Origin of the sequence: Pseudomonas sp. PA-6-3C, from assembly GCF_021605825.1 — a bacterium.
Taxonomy (GTDB): domain Bacteria; phylum Pseudomonadota; class Gammaproteobacteria; order Pseudomonadales; family Pseudomonadaceae; genus Aquipseudomonas; species Aquipseudomonas edaphica.
Window position 1 is genome coordinate 95043 of the sequence record NZ_WKDV01000015.1, and the last position, 18030, is coordinate 113072.

Annotated in this window: 18 protein-coding genes and 1 pseudogene; 9 read left to right on the top strand and 10 right to left on the bottom strand. The window is 59.4% G+C overall.

Annotation, left to right across the window (positions count from 1 at the left end; translation table 11 throughout):
* Positions 1-150: 150 nt before the first annotated feature.
* The 4 genes from antA to GIW48_RS12800 all read left to right on the top strand — a co-directional run bounded on the left by antA (position 151) and on the right by GIW48_RS12800 (position 4742).
* The gene (gene antA, locus GIW48_RS12785; protein WP_170040483.1) at positions 151-1542 is read left to right on the top strand and encodes an anthranilate 1,2-dioxygenase large subunit; all 1392 of its coding nucleotides are present in this window, start codon (positions 151-153) and stop codon (positions 1540-1542) included.
* Positions 1542-2033, top strand: coding sequence for an anthranilate 1,2-dioxygenase small subunit (gene antB, locus GIW48_RS12790; protein ID WP_056858366.1), 492 nt, complete (start codon positions 1542-1544; stop codon positions 2031-2033). Before antA ends, antB begins: the two co-directional genes overlap by 1 nt.
* Before the next feature lie 226 nt (positions 2034-2259).
* Positions 2260-3267: an anthranilate 1,2-dioxygenase electron transfer component AntC gene (gene antC / locus GIW48_RS12795; RefSeq protein ID WP_170040481.1), complete on the top strand. Its 1008-nt coding sequence runs from the start codon at positions 2260-2262 to the stop codon at positions 3265-3267.
* Positions 3268-3338: 71 nt separating this feature from the next.
* Positions 3339-4742 (top strand): amino acid permease, encoded by a 1404-nt coding sequence (locus GIW48_RS12800; RefSeq protein WP_017137967.1) that lies wholly within the window; start codon positions 3339-3341, stop codon positions 4740-4742.
* A 177-nt stretch (positions 4743-4919) separates the two neighbouring features.
* On the opposite strand, the gene kynA is transcribed toward GIW48_RS12800, so the two are convergent.
* Positions 4920-5777: a tryptophan 2,3-dioxygenase gene (kynA, locus tag GIW48_RS12805; RefSeq protein ID WP_017137968.1), complete on the bottom strand. Its 858-nt coding sequence runs from the start codon at positions 5775-5777 to the stop codon at positions 4920-4922.
* Complete coding sequence (gene kynB, locus GIW48_RS12810; protein ID WP_017137969.1) at positions 5774-6424, bottom strand: arylformamidase; 651 nt, start codon at positions 6422-6424, stop codon at positions 5774-5776. Before kynB ends, kynA begins: the two co-directional genes overlap by 4 nt.
* 372 nt (positions 6425-6796) lie before the next feature.
* Here kynB and GIW48_RS12815 point away from each other — a divergent pair, with 372 nt between their 5' ends.
* Together GIW48_RS12815 and GIW48_RS12820 are read left to right on the top strand one after the other, a co-directional pair.
* Entirely contained in the window at positions 6797-7141 is a 345-nt protein-coding gene (locus GIW48_RS12815; RefSeq protein ID WP_010566207.1) for a cupin domain-containing protein, read from the top strand.
* A gap of 105 nt (positions 7142-7246) precedes the next feature.
* Positions 7247-8497: an OprD family porin gene (locus GIW48_RS12820; RefSeq protein ID WP_177034586.1), complete on the top strand. Its 1251-nt coding sequence runs from the start codon at positions 7247-7249 to the stop codon at positions 8495-8497.
* Positions 8498-8545: 48 nt separating this feature from the next.
* Here GIW48_RS12820 and mmsB read toward each other — a convergent pair whose 3' ends face one another.
* Both mmsB and GIW48_RS12830 read right to left on the bottom strand, forming a co-directional pair.
* Positions 8546-9433: a 3-hydroxyisobutyrate dehydrogenase gene (gene mmsB, locus GIW48_RS12825; RefSeq protein ID WP_186618048.1), complete on the bottom strand. Its 888-nt coding sequence runs from the start codon at positions 9431-9433 to the stop codon at positions 8546-8548.
* Positions 9434-9448: 15 nt separating this feature from the next.
* The gene (locus GIW48_RS12830; protein WP_099549421.1) at positions 9449-10966 is read right to left on the bottom strand and encodes a CoA-acylating methylmalonate-semialdehyde dehydrogenase; all 1518 of its coding nucleotides are present in this window, start codon (positions 10964-10966) and stop codon (positions 9449-9451) included.
* 350 nt (positions 10967-11316) lie between these two features.
* Here GIW48_RS12830 and GIW48_RS12835 point away from each other — a divergent pair, with 350 nt between their 5' ends.
* Entirely contained in the window at positions 11317-12264 is a 948-nt protein-coding gene (locus tag GIW48_RS12835) for a LysR family transcriptional regulator (RefSeq protein ID WP_017137973.1), read from the top strand.
* 331 nt (positions 12265-12595) lie between these two features.
* Positions 12596-12886, top strand: coding sequence for a DUF3077 domain-containing protein (locus GIW48_RS12840; protein WP_017137974.1), 291 nt, complete (start codon positions 12596-12598; stop codon positions 12884-12886).
* Positions 12887-13044: 158 nt separating this feature from the next.
* On the opposite strand, the gene GIW48_RS12845 is transcribed toward GIW48_RS12840, so the two are convergent.
* The 3 genes from GIW48_RS12845 to GIW48_RS12855 all read right to left on the bottom strand — a co-directional run bounded on the left by GIW48_RS12845 (position 13045) and on the right by GIW48_RS12855 (position 15260).
* Complete coding sequence (locus GIW48_RS12845; protein WP_236460476.1) at positions 13045-13992, bottom strand: LysR substrate-binding domain-containing protein; 948 nt, start codon at positions 13990-13992, stop codon at positions 13045-13047.
* Positions 13992-14840, bottom strand: coding sequence for an EamA family transporter (locus tag GIW48_RS12850; protein WP_186618043.1), 849 nt, complete (start codon positions 14838-14840; stop codon positions 13992-13994). The genes GIW48_RS12845 and GIW48_RS12850 overlap by 1 nt, the downstream gene beginning before the upstream one ends.
* Positions 14841-14933: 93 nt before the next feature.
* Positions 14934-15260: a hypothetical protein gene (locus tag GIW48_RS12855; protein WP_017137977.1), complete on the bottom strand. Its 327-nt coding sequence runs from the start codon at positions 15258-15260 to the stop codon at positions 14934-14936.
* Positions 15261-15357: 97 nt separating this feature from the next.
* Between GIW48_RS12855 and GIW48_RS12860 the strand changes: the two are divergent.
* Positions 15358-15462, top strand: a pseudogene (locus GIW48_RS12860) (DUF3077 domain-containing protein); the annotation flags it as partial.
* A 243-nt stretch (positions 15463-15705) separates the two neighbouring features.
* Here GIW48_RS12860 and GIW48_RS12865 read toward each other — a convergent pair.
* Genes GIW48_RS12865 through GIW48_RS12875 form a run of 3 tightly spaced genes read right to left on the bottom strand, consistent with a single transcriptional unit; the run spans position 15706 to position 18027 of the window.
* Complete coding sequence (locus GIW48_RS12865; protein WP_017137978.1) at positions 15706-16197, bottom strand: OmpA family protein; 492 nt, start codon at positions 16195-16197, stop codon at positions 15706-15708.
* 4 nt (positions 16198-16201) lie between these two features.
* Positions 16202-17464, bottom strand: a complete 1263-nt coding sequence (locus tag GIW48_RS12870; RefSeq protein ID WP_017137979.1) for a diguanylate cyclase domain-containing protein — start codon at positions 17462-17464, stop codon at positions 16202-16204.
* Positions 17461-18027, bottom strand: a complete 567-nt coding sequence (locus GIW48_RS12875; RefSeq protein WP_099549471.1) for a YfiR family protein — start codon at positions 18025-18027, stop codon at positions 17461-17463. The genes GIW48_RS12870 and GIW48_RS12875 overlap by 4 nt, the downstream gene beginning before the upstream one ends.
* Positions 18028-18030 lie beyond the last annotated feature (3 nt).

The window sequence follows — 18030 nt, forward strand, 5'->3', positions numbered from 1 at the left end:
AGTAGCGCATGGCGTCACCTGGGCGCACTGAACTGGGTATTTGCTGCCCAATTTTGCGGCCTGCCTTCACCCATTAAGCGGATAGCCCGCGCCCTGCCCCACTGCCTCTAATACCCCACCGATTAGCCCCTATCTAAAAAGGTGCCTCCCATGAGTGGTGCAAGAAGCGTCGAGCAGTGGAAAACGTTTATCGAAGGTTGCCTGGACTTTCGGCCGGTGGATGAAGTGTTTCGCATCGCCCGCGACATGTTCACCGAGCCCGAACTGTTCGACCTGGAGATGGAACTGATCTTCGAAAAAAACTGGATCTACGCCTGCCACGAAAGCGAACTGGCCAATAACCACGACTTCGTGACCATGCGCGCCGGGCGCCAGCCGATGATCATCACCCGCGACGGCGAAGGCCAACTCAATGCGCTGATCAACGCCTGCCAGCATCGTGGCACCACACTGACCCGCGTCGGCAAGGGCAACCAATCGACCTTTACCTGCCCGTTCCACGCCTGGTGCTACAAGAGCGACGGCCGGCTGGTGAAGGTCAAGGCGCCGGGCGAGTACCCGGAAGGTTTCGACAAAGCCACACGCGGCCTGAAAAAAGCCCGTATCGAAAGCTACAAGGGCTTTGTGTTCATCAGCCTCAACGTGCAAGGCACCGACAGCCTGGAAGACTTCCTCGGTGACGCCAAAGTGTTCTTCGACATGATGGTCGCGCAGTCGGCCACCGGTGAGCTGGAAGTGTTGCCGGGCAAATCCGCCTACACCTACGACGGCAACTGGAAACTGCAAAACGAAAACGGCCTGGACGGTTATCACGTCAGCACCGTGCACTACAACTACGTGGCCACGGTGCAGCATCGTCAGCAGGTGAATACCGAAAACGGCAGCGCGTCCGCCAGCACACTGGACTACAGCAAACTCGGCGCCGGCGACGCGAATACCGATGACGGCTGGTTCGCCTTCAACAACGGCCACAGCGTGCTGTTCAGCGACATGCCCAACCCCAGCGTGCGCTCGGGCTACGCCACCATCATGCCGCGCCTGGTGGAAGAACACGGCCAGCAGAAAGCCGAGTGGATGATGCACCGCCTGCGCAACCTGAACATCTACCCGAGCCTGTTCTTTCTCGACCAGATCAGCTCGCAGCTGCGCATCATCCGCCCGGTGGCGTGGAACAAGACGGAGATCATCAGCCAGTGCCTGGGCGTGAAAAACGAGTCGGATGCCGACCGCGAAAACCGCATTCGCCAGTTTGAGGATTTCTTCAACGTATCGGGCATGGGCACGCCGGATGATCTGGTGGAGTTTCGCGAAGCCCAGCGCGGTTTCCAGGGCCGCCTGGAGCGCTGGAGCGATATCTCACGGGGCAGCCATCGCTGGGAAACCGGCCCTACGCCGAACAGCAAAGCCATCGGCATTCAACCGGCCATGACCGGCACCGAATTCACCCACGAAGGCCTGTATGTGAACCAGCACCGTAACTGGCAGCAATTTCTGCTCAAAGGCCTGGACCAGCAAGCGCTGACACTGCGGGAGGTGAAGTGATGGATGCCCAATTGCAGTACCGGATCGAGCAATTTTTCTATCGCAAATCCGAACTGTGCGACGCCCAGGACTGGGACGCCTATGTGCAGCTGTTCGACCCGCAGAGCGAGTTTCACTTGCCGCAATGGGACTCGGAGCACGTGTACACCCGCGACCCCAAACGCGAAATGTCGCTGATCTACTACGCCAACCGTTCGGGCCTGGAAGACCGCGTGTTCCGTTTGCGCACCGGCAAGGCCGCGTCGGCCACGCCGATGCCGCGCACCTTGCACTTGATCAATAACGTGCGGATCGCCGAGCAGGCAGACGGCACGCTGGAGGTGAAGCTGAACTGGCACACGCTGTTCTATCGCCTGGCCACCTCAGAGCAGTTTTACGGGCCTGCCACTTACCACCTCAAGCCGGATGGCGACAGCTGGCTGATCACCCGCAAGCACGCACTGTTGCTCAACGACACCATCAACTCGGTGCTGGATTTCTATCACTTGTAGCAGAGAACTTTTGTGACAAGCACCGTCCTGTGGCGAGCGGGCTTGCCCCGCGTTGGGGCGCGAAGCGGCCCTAATTCAGGCACTGCGGTTTGACTGGATAAATGCGGTGACTTTATTGGGGCTGCTTCGCAGCCCAACGCGGGGCAAGCCCGCTCGCCACAACAAGCCCGGTCGCCACAAAAGCTCACGGGTCAGCCACAAAAATCAGATACGCGGAGTTATGCGGATGAATCACAAAGTGGCCTTCAGTTTTGCCGACGGCAAGACCCTGTTTTTCCCGGTAGGCGCGAATGAAATCCTGCTGGATGCGGCATTGCGCAACGGCATCAAGATCCCGCTCGATTGCCGCGAAGGCGTGTGCGGCACCTGCCAGGGTCGTTGCGAGTCCGGCGATTACACCCAGGATTATGTCGACGACGAAGCCCTCTCCAGCCTCGACCTCAAGCAACGCAAGATGCTCAGTTGCCAGACGCGGGTGCAGTCCGACGCTACGTTCTACTTCGATTTTGATTCAAGCCTGTGCAACGCGCCGGGGCCGGTACACGTGCGCGGCAAGGTCAGCGAAGTGCAGCAGGTGTCGGCCAGCACCGCGATTTTGCAGGTGACCCTGGACAACCCGCTGGACTTCCTGCCCGGCCAATACGCCCGCCTGGCGGTGCCCGGCACCGACAGTTGGCGTTCGTACTCCTTCGCCAACCGGCCGGGTAATCAACTGCAGTTTCTGGTGCGCCTGCTGCCCGATGGTGTCATGAGCAACTACCTGCGCGAGCGCTGCCAGGTCGGTGATCAAGTGCTGATGGAGGCGCCATTGGGTGCCTTCTACCTCAGGCATGTCACCCGGCCGCTGATACTGGTGGCCGGCGGCACTGGCTTGTCGGCCTTGCTGGGTATGCTCGATGAGCTGGCTGCCAACGGCTGCAACCAGCCGGTCCACTTGTATTACGGCGTGCGCGGGGCCGAGGACTTGTGCGAAGCACAACGCATCGAAGCCTACACCTCGACAATCCCCGGCTTTCGCTACACCGAAGTGCTCAGCGACCCGTCACCCGAGTGGCCTGGCAAACGCGGTTACCTCACCGAACATTTCGACCTGGCCGAATTGCGGGACAGTTCGGCCGATATGTACGTATGCGGCCCCCCTCCAATGGTCGAATCCATCCAACAATGGCTGGCGGATCAGACACTTGATGGCGTTCAGCTGTATTACGAAAAGTTTACGCAGAGTAATATCTGACCCTCAGCAGTTCTGAGGGGCTGATGCGGCGTGCACTCACCCTCAAGAAAAACAAGTAGAAGGGAATGTTAATGGCGGATGACATGGTTAACCCGGTGGGCCTCAAGCGTGGCCTGAAGAACCGGCACATTCAGCTGATCGCCTTGGGAGGGGCGATTGGCACAGGGTTGTTCCTTGGCTCGGCCGGGGTGCTCAAGTCGGCGGGGCCGTCCATGATCCTGGGCTACGCGATTGCCGGTTTCATCGCGTTCCTGATCATGCGCCAGCTTGGCGAGATGATCGTCGAAGAGCCGGTGGCCGGCTCCTTCAGCCACTTCGCCCACAAATACTGGGGCGGTTACGCAGGTTTCCTCGCGGGCTGGAACTACTGGGTGCTCTACGTGCTGGTGGGCATGGCCGAACTGACAGCCGTGGGCAAATACATCCAGTTCTGGTGGCCGGAGATTCCGACCTGGGTCAGCGCGCTGGTGTTCTTTGTCGCGGTCAACCTGATCAACACCCTCAACGTGAAGTTCTTCGGTGAAGCCGAGTTCTGGTTCGCGATCATCAAGGTGGTGGCGATTGTCGGCATGATCGTGCTCGGTTGTTACCTGCTGTTCAGCGGCACCGGTGGCCCGCAAGCCTCGGTGAGCAACCTGTGGAGCCACGGCGGGTTCTTCCCCAATGGCGGCATGGGGCTGTTGATGTCGATGGCGTTCATCATGTTCTCGTTCGGCGGCCTGGAGCTGGTGGGTATCACCGCAGCCGAGGCCAGCGAGCCGCGCAAAGTGATCCCCAAGGCGATCAACCAGGTGGTCTACCGCATCCTGATTTTCTACGTCGGCGCGCTGACCGTGCTGCTGTCGCTGTACCCGTGGGACCAACTGCTGCAAACACTCGGCGCGTCGGGCGATGCCTACAGCGGCAGCCCGTTTGTACAGATCTTCTCGCTGATCGGTAACGACACCGCCGCACACATCCTCAACTTCGTGGTGCTGACCGCGGCGCTGTCGGTGTACAACAGCGGCGTGTACTGCAACAGCCGCATGCTGTTCGGCCTGGCCGAGCAAGGCGATGCGCCCAAAGCGCTGATGAAACTCAACAAACAAGGCGTGCCGATTCGCGCCCTGGCCATTTCGGCGCTGGTGACGATGCTGTGCGTGGTGGTCAACTACGTCGCGCCGCACAGTGCGCTGGAACTGCTGTTTGCGCTGGTGGTTGCCTCGCTGATGATCAACTGGGCACTGATCAGCCTCACCCACATCAAGTTCCGCAAGGCCATGGGCGAGCAAGGCGTGACGCCGTCGTTCAAGACCTTCTGGTTCCCGTTCAGCAACTACCTGTGCCTGGCGTTCATGGTGATGATCATCAGCGTGATGCTGGCGATTCCGGGGATTAACAACTCGGTGTATGCGATGCCGGTTTGGGTGGGGATTATCTACATTGCTTATCGGTTGCGGATTAGAAAAAGCAACGCGGTAGTGAACGCACGGTGATCCCTGTGGGAGCCGGGCTTGCCCGCGATGGCGGTGGGTCAGTCAGTGGATGAGCTGGCTGACAGACCGCTATCGCAGGCAAGCCAGCTCCCACATGAAGCGGACGCAGAGCGTCCAAAGCGGCATTCCCACGCAGAGCGTGGGAACGATCAGCCCCGGGATTCCGGGGCTTTTTGTTTAGAGCGTGGAACGCACTCGCCACAGTTCGGGGAACAGCACGGTGTCGAGCATCTTGCGCAAATAACCCACGCCTTCCGTGCCACCGGTGCCGGGCTGGAAGCCAATGATGCGCTCCACCGTGGTCACATGCCGAAAGCGCCACTGGCGGAATGAGTCTTCCAGGTCGATAAACTTCTCGGCCAACTGATACAAATCCCAATACCGACTCGGGTCGCGATACACCTCGCGCCACGCCGCCTCCACGGACTCATCGTGAACCGTGGCCGCCGTCGGGTCGCGTTCGGCGCGCTTGGGGTCAATCGCCAACCCGGCTTTAACCATCAGATTAATCGCCTCGTCGTACAGCGACGGCGTGGCAATCGCCACTTTCAACTCGTTCAACAATTCTGGCCGATGCGCGTGCGGCCGCAACAGCGCTGCGCTTTTATTGCCAAGGATAAATTCGATCTCACGGTACTGGAACGACTGGAACCCCGACGACTGCCCCAGAAACGGGCGAATCGCCTTGTACTCCGACGGCGTCATGGTCGCCAGCACGGCCCAGGCATGCACCAGTTGATCGAAGATCCGTGACACTCGCGCCAGCATCTTGAATGCCGGCGGCAACTCGCCCAGGCGCACGTGCTCGCGGGCGGCCTTGAGTTCGTGGAGCATCAGTTTCATCCACAGCTCTGAAGTCTGGTGCTGGATGATAAAGAGCATTTCGTTGTGATCGGGCGACAGCGGGTGCTGGGCGCTGAGGACTTTGCCCAGGTCCAGGTAGTCGCCGTAGCTCATGGACTCGGAAAAATTCAGTTCGGCGTTATGCCATTCTTCCGGCGGCTGGTAATCAGGTGAAAAGGGACACTGGCTCATCGCGTGGGCTCCTTGAGCGGGCGGAGAATGGCACGGACGGGGCTGGCGTCCAGGTTGGCAAAACGCAACGGCAGCGCGATCAACTCATAGTCGCCCTCCGGTACATCATCAAGCACGATGCCTTCGAGAATCGCCATGCCATGGCGGGCCACGGCGTTGTGCGAATCCATGGTCTTGGACTGTTGCGGGTCCAGGGACGGTGTGTCGATACCGATCAGACGCACGCCCAGGCTGGCGAGCAGCTCAATGGTTTGTGGTGCGATGGCGGTGAAGTTCGAGTCCCACTCGGTCAGCGGTGCTTGTGGATAAGTGCGCAGTAGCACACGCTCAGGCAAGTTATCCACACGCCCTTGCAACTGATGCGGCTGCACCAGCGCGCCGCTGCCCAGGCAATGCAACACCCGGCACGGGCCCATGTACACATCCAGCGACACCTCGCCGATCGGCGCACCGTCGGCGCTGTAATGCAGCGGCGCGTCCACATGGGCACCGGTGTGCGGCGAAAACGTCACGCGCCCCACATTCACCGGGCACTCCGGGCCAAACTGCCACACGCGCTCTTCCTGGAACGGCGTATCGCCCGGCCAGGTCGGCGTCGCCGTGCTCAAGGGTGGGCTGATATCCCACCACGTTTTTATAGGGTTCATTGCAAGGCTCTCACTCGTTCTTGGGTGAATGATACGAGGGCCAGCCGTGCATTTTCTTGCTAATTCCTGCGCAACACGGGAAATTTTTCGCAGTTACTGCGGGGGAATAGCGCTTTACCGCACAAACCTATCACTCAAGAGCGCCTCCTTTCCCTGTGGGAGCCGGGCTTGCCCGCGATGACGGCGGCACAGCTGCATCTCCAGTACCTGACACTCCGCTATCGCGGGCAAGCCCGCTCCCACATGGACTGCACAGTGTCTGAGAGATCGCATTCGGCTGCGCTTCTGGGCATCCCGATGTCGAGTTCAGACCACTGACACAACGCCCAAGGCCTTAGGGTTCATCTTTCCCTTCCCTGCCTCGGAGCCATCATGTCCAAGCCCATCACCGTACTGCGTGACACCCACCCGCTACCTGTCCTGGATGCCTGCAAATGGGAAAAGCTCGAGGGCGACCCGCACACCGTCAACCTCAACGCCTACACCAGCGAAGACGGCAGCAAGATCATGGGCACCTGGATCTGCACGCCGGGCAAGTGGTACGTGGAATACGTAAAGTGGGAATATTGCCACTTCCAGGAAGGCTACTGCGTGATCACACCAGAAGGCCTGGAGCCGATTCACTTGCGGGCTGGGGATATCTTTGTGGTGGAACCCGGTATGAAGGGCACGTGGGAAGTGGTCGAGACCGTGCGTAAGTATTTTGTGTTTGCATAAGCAGCATCAGATAAATCCTTGGCCTGCTTCAGTTTTTCCCTAGCGTGAGTCCGGCCCCTTTAAAGCACCCTGCGATGAGTCTTCCCACTCACGCAGGCTGCCCAATTGAACGTCCTGACCAAAGTATGTGTGTTAAACATCTGTGTTTTTCTCGCACCCTCTGCCCTCGCTGACTTCATCAGTGACAGCACCGGCAAGCTTGAGCTGAAGAACTTTTACTTCAACCGTGACTACCGTGAGCCCAATGCCACGCAGTCCAAGCGCGAAGAATGGGCACAAGGTTTCGCGTTGCAAATTGAGTCCGGGTACACCGAAGGCACCGTGGGTGTTGGCGTCGATGTCCTCGCCATGGCGGGCTTCAAGCTTGATTCAAGTGCAGACCGAACCCGCTCCGGCTTATTGCCGGTGCGTCAATCCGGCAAAGCCGAAGACAGCTATGGCGAAGCCGCTTTTACGGCAAAATTCAGGGCTTCCCAAACGACGCTGAAAATCGGTGCGCTGGCCCCACCAGCGCTACCGATACTGGAAAAAAACGTCGGCCGCTTGCAGCCGCAGCTTTTCAAGGGCGCGCACCTGCGCTCCCAGGAACTCAAAGACCTGACGCTGGACGTGGGCAGAATTACCCACGTCAACCAGGTCGACTCAACCAACTATGAAGCGTTGGCGGTCGCCACCGGCGCACGCAGGAATATCGTGGTTCGTGGGAAGAATCAATCGAATGCATTCGACTTTGCAGGCGGTAGTTACGCCGTCAACAAACAACTCACCGCCAGCTACTACTACAGCACGCTGGACAACCTCTACACCCAGCACGCGGGCAGCCTTCAACATACCTATGCAGTTGCCGAGGACCAAAGCCTGAAAAGTGAATTGCGTTACACGCGCTCTCTCGATAACGGCCAAACCAACATCGACAACACCGCAGTGGGTGCGATGCTGACCTACGCATGGGGGGCGCATAAATTGGGTGGGGCCTACCAAACCATGTCAGGCAACACAGGCCACGCAGCTGTAAGAGGAAGCTATCCCACACTGGTGAATTTTCTGCAGTACAGCGACTTCGCCAATAAGGATGAAAAATCCTGGCAAGTACGCTACGACTACGACTTCACCGCGCTGGGCGTTCCCGGCCTTTCCATGTTCACGCGCTATGCATCGGGCAGCAACGTCGACCGAGGGCCGGGCCGTTCGGACGGGCGTGAGTGGGAACGGGATATCGATGTGAGCTATGCCTTCCAGAATCCGACCCTGAAAAACGTCAAAGTCCGCTTACGCAACGCAATGATGCGCTCCAACTTTGAAAGCGATATAGACGAAACACGCTTGATCGTCAGCTACGAAAAGCCACTGTGGTAACCGGCAAAAACCCGAGAGCCCGCCCGACGCGGGCTCTCGGAAACGCCCCTACTTGGGTTTGCGATAGCTGTTGATGATCGCCGAGAAGTCTTTACCCCCTTCCCCACGCTGACTCATTGATTGATACAACTGCTGGGCCACGGCGCCGAGGATCACCGGTTGCTTGGCCTGGCGTGCGGCTTCGGTAGCCAGCCCCAGGTCCTTGAGCATCAGGTCGGCGCCGAAACCACCGGTATAGCCACGGGACGACGGCGCAGTTTCAATCACACCCGGCCACGGGTTGTAGGTGTCAGAACTCCAGCAGCGCCCGGTGGAGCTGTTGATAATCCCGGCCAGCACTTGCGTGTCGATGCCCAGCGCATCGCCCAGGGCCATGGCCTCGCTGACGCCGACCATGCTGATGCCGAGCAACAGGTTGTTGCAGATCTTGGCGATCTGGCCGGTGCCGACATCGCCACAATGCACGATATTGCGGCCCATCTGCGCCAGCACCGGTTGCAGGGTGGCGAACAGTTCCGGGGTAGCGCCGACCATGAAGGTCAGCGTCCCGGCTTGCGCGCCACCCGTGCCGCCGGAGACGGGTGCGTCGGCCACCACCACGCCTTGTTTTGCCGCCGCGGCAGACACATCGCGAATGGTTTGCGGGTCGATGGTGCTGCAATCCACCGCCGGCACGCCTTTGCCGATGCCAGCAAGCACGCCATCGTCATTCAGCCACACGCTACGCACATGGGCAGCGGCCGGCAGCATGGTAATCACCAGCTCCGCGCCGCTGGCCGCATCACGCGGCGAGTCGCTGATGGTGCCGCCCAGTTCGGCCAACTCCTTGAGCACTGTCTGGTTCAAATCAAACAGGTTCAGCGCATGGCCAGCCTTGATCAGGTTGCGGGCCATGGGCGCGCCCATGTTGCCCAAGCCGATAAATGCAATCTTCATGGTCGTCTCCCCAAATCAGCGCAGGTTGATGGTGGTGTTGACGCCATCGTTGACCGTGTCGTCGTCGAACCAGCGGCTGGTGACGGTTTTGGTCTGGGTGTAGAACTGCACCACTTGCTTGCCGTACGGGCCGAGGTCGCCGAGCTTGGAACCGCGCGAACCGGTGAAGCTGAAGAACGGCACTGGCACCGGAATCGGGATGTTGATACCGACCTGGCCTACATCGATTTCGCTCTGGAACTTACGCGCGGCCGCACCGCTTTGGGTGAACAGGCCAGTGCCGTTGCCGAACGGGTTGGCGTTGACCAGCGCGATGGCCTCATCCAGCGTGGCGACTTCCAGCACCACCAGCACCGGGCCGAAGATTTCCTGGGTGTAGATCTGCATGTCAGTGGTCACGCCCGAGAACAGGGTCGGGCCGACGAAGTTGCCGTGTTCGAAGCCCGGCACCTTGATGTCGCGGCCGTCCAGCTCCAGCTTGGCGCCTTCTTTCACGCCGCTTTCGATCAGTTCCAGAATGCGCGCCTTGGCGCGTTTGGAGATCACCGGGCCGACATCCGTGCCCGCTTCACTGCCAGCGTTAACCTTGAGTTTTTGCGCCAGCGCTTTCAAATCCGGCAGCCACTGCTTGGCCGCGCCCACCAGCACCACCACCGAGGTGGCCATGCAACGCTGGCCTGCCGCGCCGAAACCGGCACCGACCAGCGCATTCAAGGTGTGTTCGCGGTTGGCGTCCGGCAGCACCACGGCGTGGTTCTTGGCGCCCATCATCGACTGCACGCGCTTACCGTGTTTGCCGGCCAGGTCGTACACGTGGGTACCAACGGCGGTCGAACCGACGAAAGAAACTGCCTTGATATCTTTATGGGTGCACAGCGCATCCACCACATCCTTGCCGCCGTGCACCACGTTGAGCACGCCGGCCGGCACACCGGCTTCCAGCGCCAGTTCTACCAGCAGCATCGTCGACAGAGGGTCTTGTTCGGACGGTTTGAGCACGAAAGTGTTACCGCAGGCAATCGCCATCGGGAACATCCACAGTGGAATCATCGCCGGGAAGTTGAACGGAGTGATGCCTGCGCATACGCCGATGGGCTGACGCAGGGTGTAGGTGTCGACGCCACCGGCGACGTTTTCAGCGAATTCGCCCATCTGCAAGGTGCCGATGGAGCACGCGTGTTCAACCACTTCCAGGCCACGGAAAATATCGCCTTCGGCGTCGGCAATGGTCTTACCCTGCTCGGCGCTCAGGACTACGGCGATGCGCTTGGAATGTTCGCGGATCAAGGCTTGCAGCTTGAGCATGATGCGCATGCGTGCGCCGATCGGCGTGAGCTTCCAGGTTTGAAAAGCTTGATGCGCGGCGTCGATGGCGGCGTTGACTTCATCGGCGGTGGCGAAAGGGACTTTGGCCAGCACCTCTTGAGTGGCCGGGTTGACGATGTCTTGCCAGTGGGTGGTCTTGGATTCGACCCATTCACCCTTGATCAGCAACTTGACCTGTTGCACGGAAATATCGGCAGAAGCGTTCATGTGGTCTCCAAATCTTATATTTGTGCAGAGAACCAAGGCCTGGGGTGTGCTCTCAATAGCTGACGGTCGCGCCTGCGTCCCAGCGTAAATCCGGTTCATCCCTAACACTTTCATTTGGGACTTGGCCCTGCGGGTTGGAGCTGTGATCGCGCCAGTCTGCGTTGCGGGACTTGAAGAGGCAGAAGCATCCTCTTCGTCCCGCGCCTTGCCTGACACAATCACAGCTCCAACGCGATCCGCCATCTATTGAGAGCACACCCCTATCGCCTTGAAGAATGAGGCGTTCGGACTGTTTTTGGAGTATAGATGTGCAAATCTCTAATAAGAACGCACATAAAAGCCGGTCCAATATGCAAAAAAACATCACGTCGCTAGGCTCCCTGAACTGGGATGACCTGAAGTTTTTCCTCGAAGTGGCCCGCACCCGCAAGGCCAGCGTCGCCGCCAAGCGCCTGGCGGTGGACTACACCACCGTGTCGCGGCGCATCAGTTCGTTGGAAGTGTCGCTCGGCACATTGCTGTTCGAAAAATCCCGGACCAACGGCTTCGTGCTCACCACCGAAGGCCAGCGTTTGCTGGGGTATGCGGAGTCCATCGAAAGCACGCTGCACATGGCCTGCGAGCAGGTGTCCGGCTCTGGCGTGGCGCTGTCCGGGCATGTGCGCATGGGCTGCACCGAAGGTTTCGGCAGCTTTTTTGTCACGCCGCAGCTCAGCCACTTTGTCGACACTTACCCGGCAATCTCGGTGGATATTTTGCCCCTGCCCCACTTCATCAGCCTGTCCAAGCGCGAAGCCGACATAGTGATCGCCCTGGAACGCCCGGAACACGGGCCGTATGTGTGCTGCAAACTGTGCGACTACAAGCTGCAGCTGTACGCGACCCAGGACTACCTCGACCAACACCCGCCGATCCGCAAACCGGCAGATTTGGCCGAGCATCCATTTATCAGCTATGTGGATGATCTGGCGTTCAGTTCGGAGCTGTTGTACCTGGCAAACGTGGTGCCCGGCGCCAGCGCGAGTTTGCGCAGTACCAGCGTGATCGCGCAGTACGTGGCGGCGCAGCAGGGCCGGTCGATGGCTATTTTGCCGTGCTTTCTGGCGGCGCAGGATCCACGGTTGTTGCCGGTGCTGGGCGAGCAGATTGCGATAACGCGGCAGTTTTGGATGTATTGCCGGGAGGATTTGCGGAAGCTGAAGCGGATTACGCTGTTGTGGGATTACATCAGGGAAGTGACGGAGCAGAACGCGGGGTTGTTGATGGGGGAAACGCGGGAGATGAGGTTCGCGGATTAAAGGGCCATCAGCGACGATTCGCTTTAATTTGCAGGACGTTTCCTAGAGACTCTCTACCCTATTGCGCCTTACCGTTTGGGTCACTAGCCTCCTGACTTCGCTGCTCATCAGCGATCGGGTTTAGCGATCCGGGTTTCAGGCGTGACACTGCCCCCAACAGTATCAGCTGGCTCTCGTCAGCTTTTAGCGTTTTATGGCGGCTGTGTGCGGGAGACTTTCGAGTCTACCCGGGATGCGCTCTGGCCCGGATCGCTAACCTGCACACAGCTGCCACCCTCTTCATGTTTAGCGATGTGATGTGGCGGCTCTACTTCAGCAGAGAGCAATCATCATGAGCAAAATCGTCCCCGATCCACCCCTTTCATCCATCACCACCCTTGGCGTCGTCACCTTCGGCGACTACGGCGAAAACCAAAAACCGCTGTTCCGCGTCAACTCCGGCATGCCCATCGAGCAAGCCCTGGAACACGCCTCCACCCTGCTGTTTTACTCCAAGAAACTCGCCATGGAAGCCGCCATGGATGTACGCGGCGAACAATACGCCTGGGCCGCACACTACCTGTGTGAGATGGGCAAAGCCGTGGTGGATGACCTGACGCAAGCGATGACGCCTACGAGCTAAAGGCTAGATCGCAGATCGTTCCCACGCTCTGCGTGGGAATGCCGCCCTGGACGCTCTGCGTCTGCTCTTGAAGTCGTGACGCGGAGCGTCACAGGATGCATTCCCACGCGGAGCGTGGGAACGATCGGAATGTGGGAGGAAGCTTGCTCCTTCCACTTCTAAACCGCACCAGCCCCAGCTATTTGCGGATGCCGAGCCCGCACTTCCCGCAAAAACTCACCCGCGGTGCTCTTGAGCCAAACAATTAACCGAGCGATATCGGGCTCCGACTGTCGTCCGTTTCGGCAAATTATGTAATAGGCCGCTGGCGACATCATCACTGGGCTATTCAGCGCAACCAATGTGCCGCCTTCCAATTGGTCGTACACCAACGCAGTTCTGCCCAGCGCAATCCCTGTGCCCTTCACCGCCAGACTGATCGCCTGGCTCGAATCCGGAAATCGCGGCCCATGGTGATAAGGCGGCGCCGCCAGCCCCTGAAATGCAAACCAGCTTTCCCACCCCGGACACACCTGATCGTCCACCCGATGGATCAGCGGGTACCGGGCGACATCTTCCTGTGCAATATCACCCTTCAACCGCAGAAACTCCGGCGAACAAACGGGGAACACCGCGTCGCGCATCAGCAGTTCAACATGATGATCCGGGTAGTCGCCGTACCCCATCACCACCGCGACATCGTATTGATGAGCCTCCAGGCTGGCGCCGCTCATGTCAGCGCTGGTCAACACCAGGTCAATGTTGAACGAGGCCTCAGTGTGAGAGCCGTGCATTCTGGGAATCAGCCACGTCGAACAGAGGGAAGAGGTGCATGAGAGGTACAACGGCTGGGATTTACCGGGGTTGAGCGAATGCAGCACCCCGTCCAGCGCCTTGAAAAATCCGTCGGTTACCGGCAATAAGGCCTGCCCCGCTGCCGTCAGCTTCACACCGCGCGAGTGCCGCTCAAACAACAGCACGCCCCACCACTCCTCAAGGCCCGCAATTTGATGACTGATGGCACTGGCGGTGAGGTTGAGCTCAGAGGCAGCACGCGCAAAACTACCCGTTTGCGCTGCGCTGACGAACGCCTGAAGCATGGGTGTGGGAGGCGGACGCTGGGCCATCAGGTGCTCACTTTGATCAAGATGATCCCGCAAACAATGACGAATGCCGACAGCATCCGTCGCCAACCGAACCGTTCATGAAAGAACAGCGCGGCAATAATGGCGCCGATAATAACACTGGTTTCCCGCAGCGCTGAGACCTTGGCGACCGCATCCAGCGATAACGCAAACAACACCAATCCGTAAGACGCCAGGTAAAAAACACCGCCTAACAGGCCTACTCGCCAATGCCCACGTATTGCTTGAGCCAAGGCTGAACGCTCTTTGGAATACGCCAGCACAGGGATCGGAATACTCTGGAACACTGTCAGGTAGATGATGTACTGCATTACCGTCTCACTCGCTCTTACACCTTTGGCATCCACCACCGTGTAAGACGCAATAAACACGCCGGCGCACACCGCCATCAGGATCGGTTTGAACATCTGCGCCGTCATCCTGCGCACAAAGGTCAGGCTGATAATCCCCACACAAATCAGCAACACTCCGGTCAAAGCCTGGAGTGACAACTGCTCATGCAGCAGAAAGAAGGAAAACAGCGCGACCAATACGGGCGGTACCCCACGCATCACGGGATAAACCTGGCCAAAGTCACCCGTTTCATACGCCTTGATAAGGAATAGCCGATAGACCGTATTGAGCATCACGGAGACGAGGATATAGCCCCCAACCTCCAGGCTCGGCACTCTGACAAATGGCAAGGCCAGCAGACAGATCACCAGAGCGGTACCATCAACCATGGCCAAGGTCATGAAACGACTGCTACCGGCGCGGACTACAGCATTCCAGGTGGCGTGCATGAAGGCAGAGATCAAGACCAGCGTGATCGCGATATCGGAGTTGTCCATGGGGCTCGGCTTTTTCTTTTTGAGATAAAAACACTTCAAATGTCTAGCAGGCCATGTCTGATAACTTGCTCATTCTAGGTATCGAGACAACACTCAAGAAAAATCGAAATGCACAGCCATGGGTGCATTTTTCGACAGCGCTAACCGTTCTGACTGATCAATCATCGCTGCATTCCAGAACGTTACGCGGCGCTTCGAATCTCGAGCCGCTATTGCCTGACTGTCGCGCTGCAACGCCGAGAACATAGACGAATCAACTGTTACATCCGCCCCGGAATAAATCAGAGCGAGTACCTCAGCATTACTGATAGACATCGGCTTCTTGTCCGGAAGTTGAGTGGGTGTGCCTTGTAGTTCATCAACCAAGGCTGTTGCATGGCTGCACACCTCTTGGCTGAAATTACTGCCTTTTATGATCATCGAGATTCTTTAAGGTGGTTAGTTAGAGCGCCCATTTAACTAAGCCCACCACTTGCGAAAAAGCGAAACCTCATCAGCTTAGCCATCAAGATTCGTCATGAGTGTGGGTGTAGAGCAATACGCATGGGCCGCGCATTACCTGTGTGAGATGGGCAAAGCCGTGGTGGATGACCTGACACAAGCAATGACGCCAACGGGCTAAACGCTAGATCGCAGATCGAATGCCGCCTTGGACGCTCTGCGTCTGCTCTTGAGTCGTGACGCGGAGCGTCACAGGATGCATTCCCACGCGGAGCGTGGGAACGATCGGACAAAAAAGTGTGGGAGCTGGCTTGCCTGCGATGGCGGTGGGTCAGGCAGCTTATCTACTGCTGATATACCGCCATCGCAGGCAAGCCAGCTCCCACAGTTGACCGCATTGCCACTTTGGAACTGAGTGTGGTGCTTAGTCGGCAATCACGACGATCGACACGCGCCGGTTCTCGGTGCGGCCTGCCACGGTGGTGTTTGACGCCACCGGTTCGCTGCTGCCCAGGCCGCGCAGTTGGATGTTTTCTTCTTTCATGCCCACGCTGGTCAGCACCTTGCCCACGCTTTTGGCGCGGCGCAGGGACAGTTGCTGGTTGTAGGTTTCTTTGCCCGAGGCGTCGGTGTGGCCGTCTACGCGCACGCGGTCGATACCGGCGCCCGTCAGGGCTTTGCCGATGCGTTCGACGATGTCGGTGCTGGCTTTGTTGAGGCTTTCGACGTCGCTGCCGAACAGCACTTTGCCGGATAACCCGAAGGCCCAGCCTTCGTCGGTGAGTTCAAAGCCTTGTTGTTTGAGGACCGCGACTTGCGCCGGGGTCAGGCCTTTGGGCGGCGGCGTCTGGCAGCCGCCGAGGGCCAGGAAGGCAACCAGTAAAGTGATAAACAGAACACGCGTTTTCGAGAACAAGGGATCAACTCCTGTGTTGAACGTTGGCAGCGGTAGGCTCCGCCTCCGCCGTTTGCTGGCCGCCCTGGGACAGCCGCTTGGCTTGGTACATGGCCGCGTCGGCGGCATTAAGCAGGGTGCCGGGAGTGGCGCCATGATCGGGGTAGATGGCGATGCCGATACTGAGGGAGGTCAGCACCTGGGTATTGCCGGGCAACGGGATTGGTTTGTCCATGCTGGCAATGATCTTGTCGGCGATGCGCTGGGCATCCTCGGCCTTGTGCAGCGGCGCCAGCAGGATCGCGAATTCATCACCGCCCAGGCGCGCCACCAGGTCATCCTCACGCAGCTGCGCACGCACGCGTTCGGCGACGGCGACCAGCACGGCATCGCCGGCGGCGTGGCCAAAGTTGTCGTTGATGTCTTTGAAGCGGTCGCTGTCGAGGAACAACACCGCCACTTTCTCATTGATCTTGGCGGCGCTGCGCAGTGCGCGAATCAGGCGGCCTTCGAAGAACGCGCGGTTGGGCAAGCCGGTGAGGCTGTCGTGGCTGGCTTGGTGGGCGAGGGTTTCATTTTCACTTTGCAGGTGGCTTTGCCAGGCTTCCATCTCACCGAGCAAGGCGTTGAAGTCGCTGCCGAGGCTGTCGAGTTCGGCGATCTGCGCCGGTGGCACGCGGCGGTCGAAATCGCGCTCGCTGCGGGCGGCGTGGGCCACGGCGGCAAGGCTTTGCAGCGGTTGGGTGATGCCTTGCAACAGACGCCGCGCCAGGTACAACGCAACCCAGGCGCTGAGCGCGGTACAAATCAGAATCCCGGCCAGACCACTGAGCAAAAAGCGCAGCAGGCTGCCGCCATGGCCGACCAAGTGAATGCTGCCGACGGGCTGGCCCTGATGCAGGACCGGCTGGCTGATGGGCTGTTCGAGCAGGGTGTGCGCCACCGCCAGCTCGACCTTGGAGAGCATGCCGGTTTCGGGCCGTACCCATTGCGCCAGCAGCTTGCCGTTGGCGTCGAAGACTTCGGCCTGGGCCACTTCTTCAGTCGATGCAATCAGGCTCAACGCTTCGGTGGCGGCGGCACTGTCATCGAACACCACCGCAGCTTCCACGGTGTAGTTGATGGAGCGCGCGATCAGGTGCAGGTTGTGTTCGGCATACACCCGCAGCGCCAGCACGCCGAGCAGGGTCAGCGACACACTGGCCAGGGTCACGGCCACCAGTGCCAGGATCAAATGCCCACGGCCAATGACCGAACGCAAGGTCGGCCGCGCTTTAGCGGTTCTCATGGCGCTGGCGCTCGACGTCGGGACAGTTGCAACACACTGGGGTGGATGCGCACGCCGCTACGGGCGACGGAATCCAGGTTGACCTCGAACGACACTTGCTCATCGCCCACGCGCAGGCAGAACAGGCTGCCCACGGTGCATTGGTCGCCGCCTTCGCTGATGCTGAGCACCGGGTGGCCGATCAATGAGGTGAACAGGCGGCTGCGTTCATCGGCGGTGAGTTTGCCGATGTAAATGGCGTCGCAGGCACTGACGATATCGGGATTATCGGCCAGCAGGCGCTGCACCACCACCGGGCGGCCAGTGGCCTGGGTGGTGCCTTTGACAAGGTCGTCGGTGTATTGGGTGGGGCCGACGATGCACAAGCGCAGTTGTGCAGGCTCCACCGGCCAACGGGCATAACTGAGGATGCCGAGTACCACTTGGGTGACCGCCTGGGCGCGGTGATCCGCCAGGCTGGGCGTCTGCGCAAATACACGCGGGGCGAGCAGGCATAGCACCGCCACCAGTAACATGCGTCTCCAGCTCAAACTGCGCTCTGTGGGCGAGACAGCCACGTTCATGCA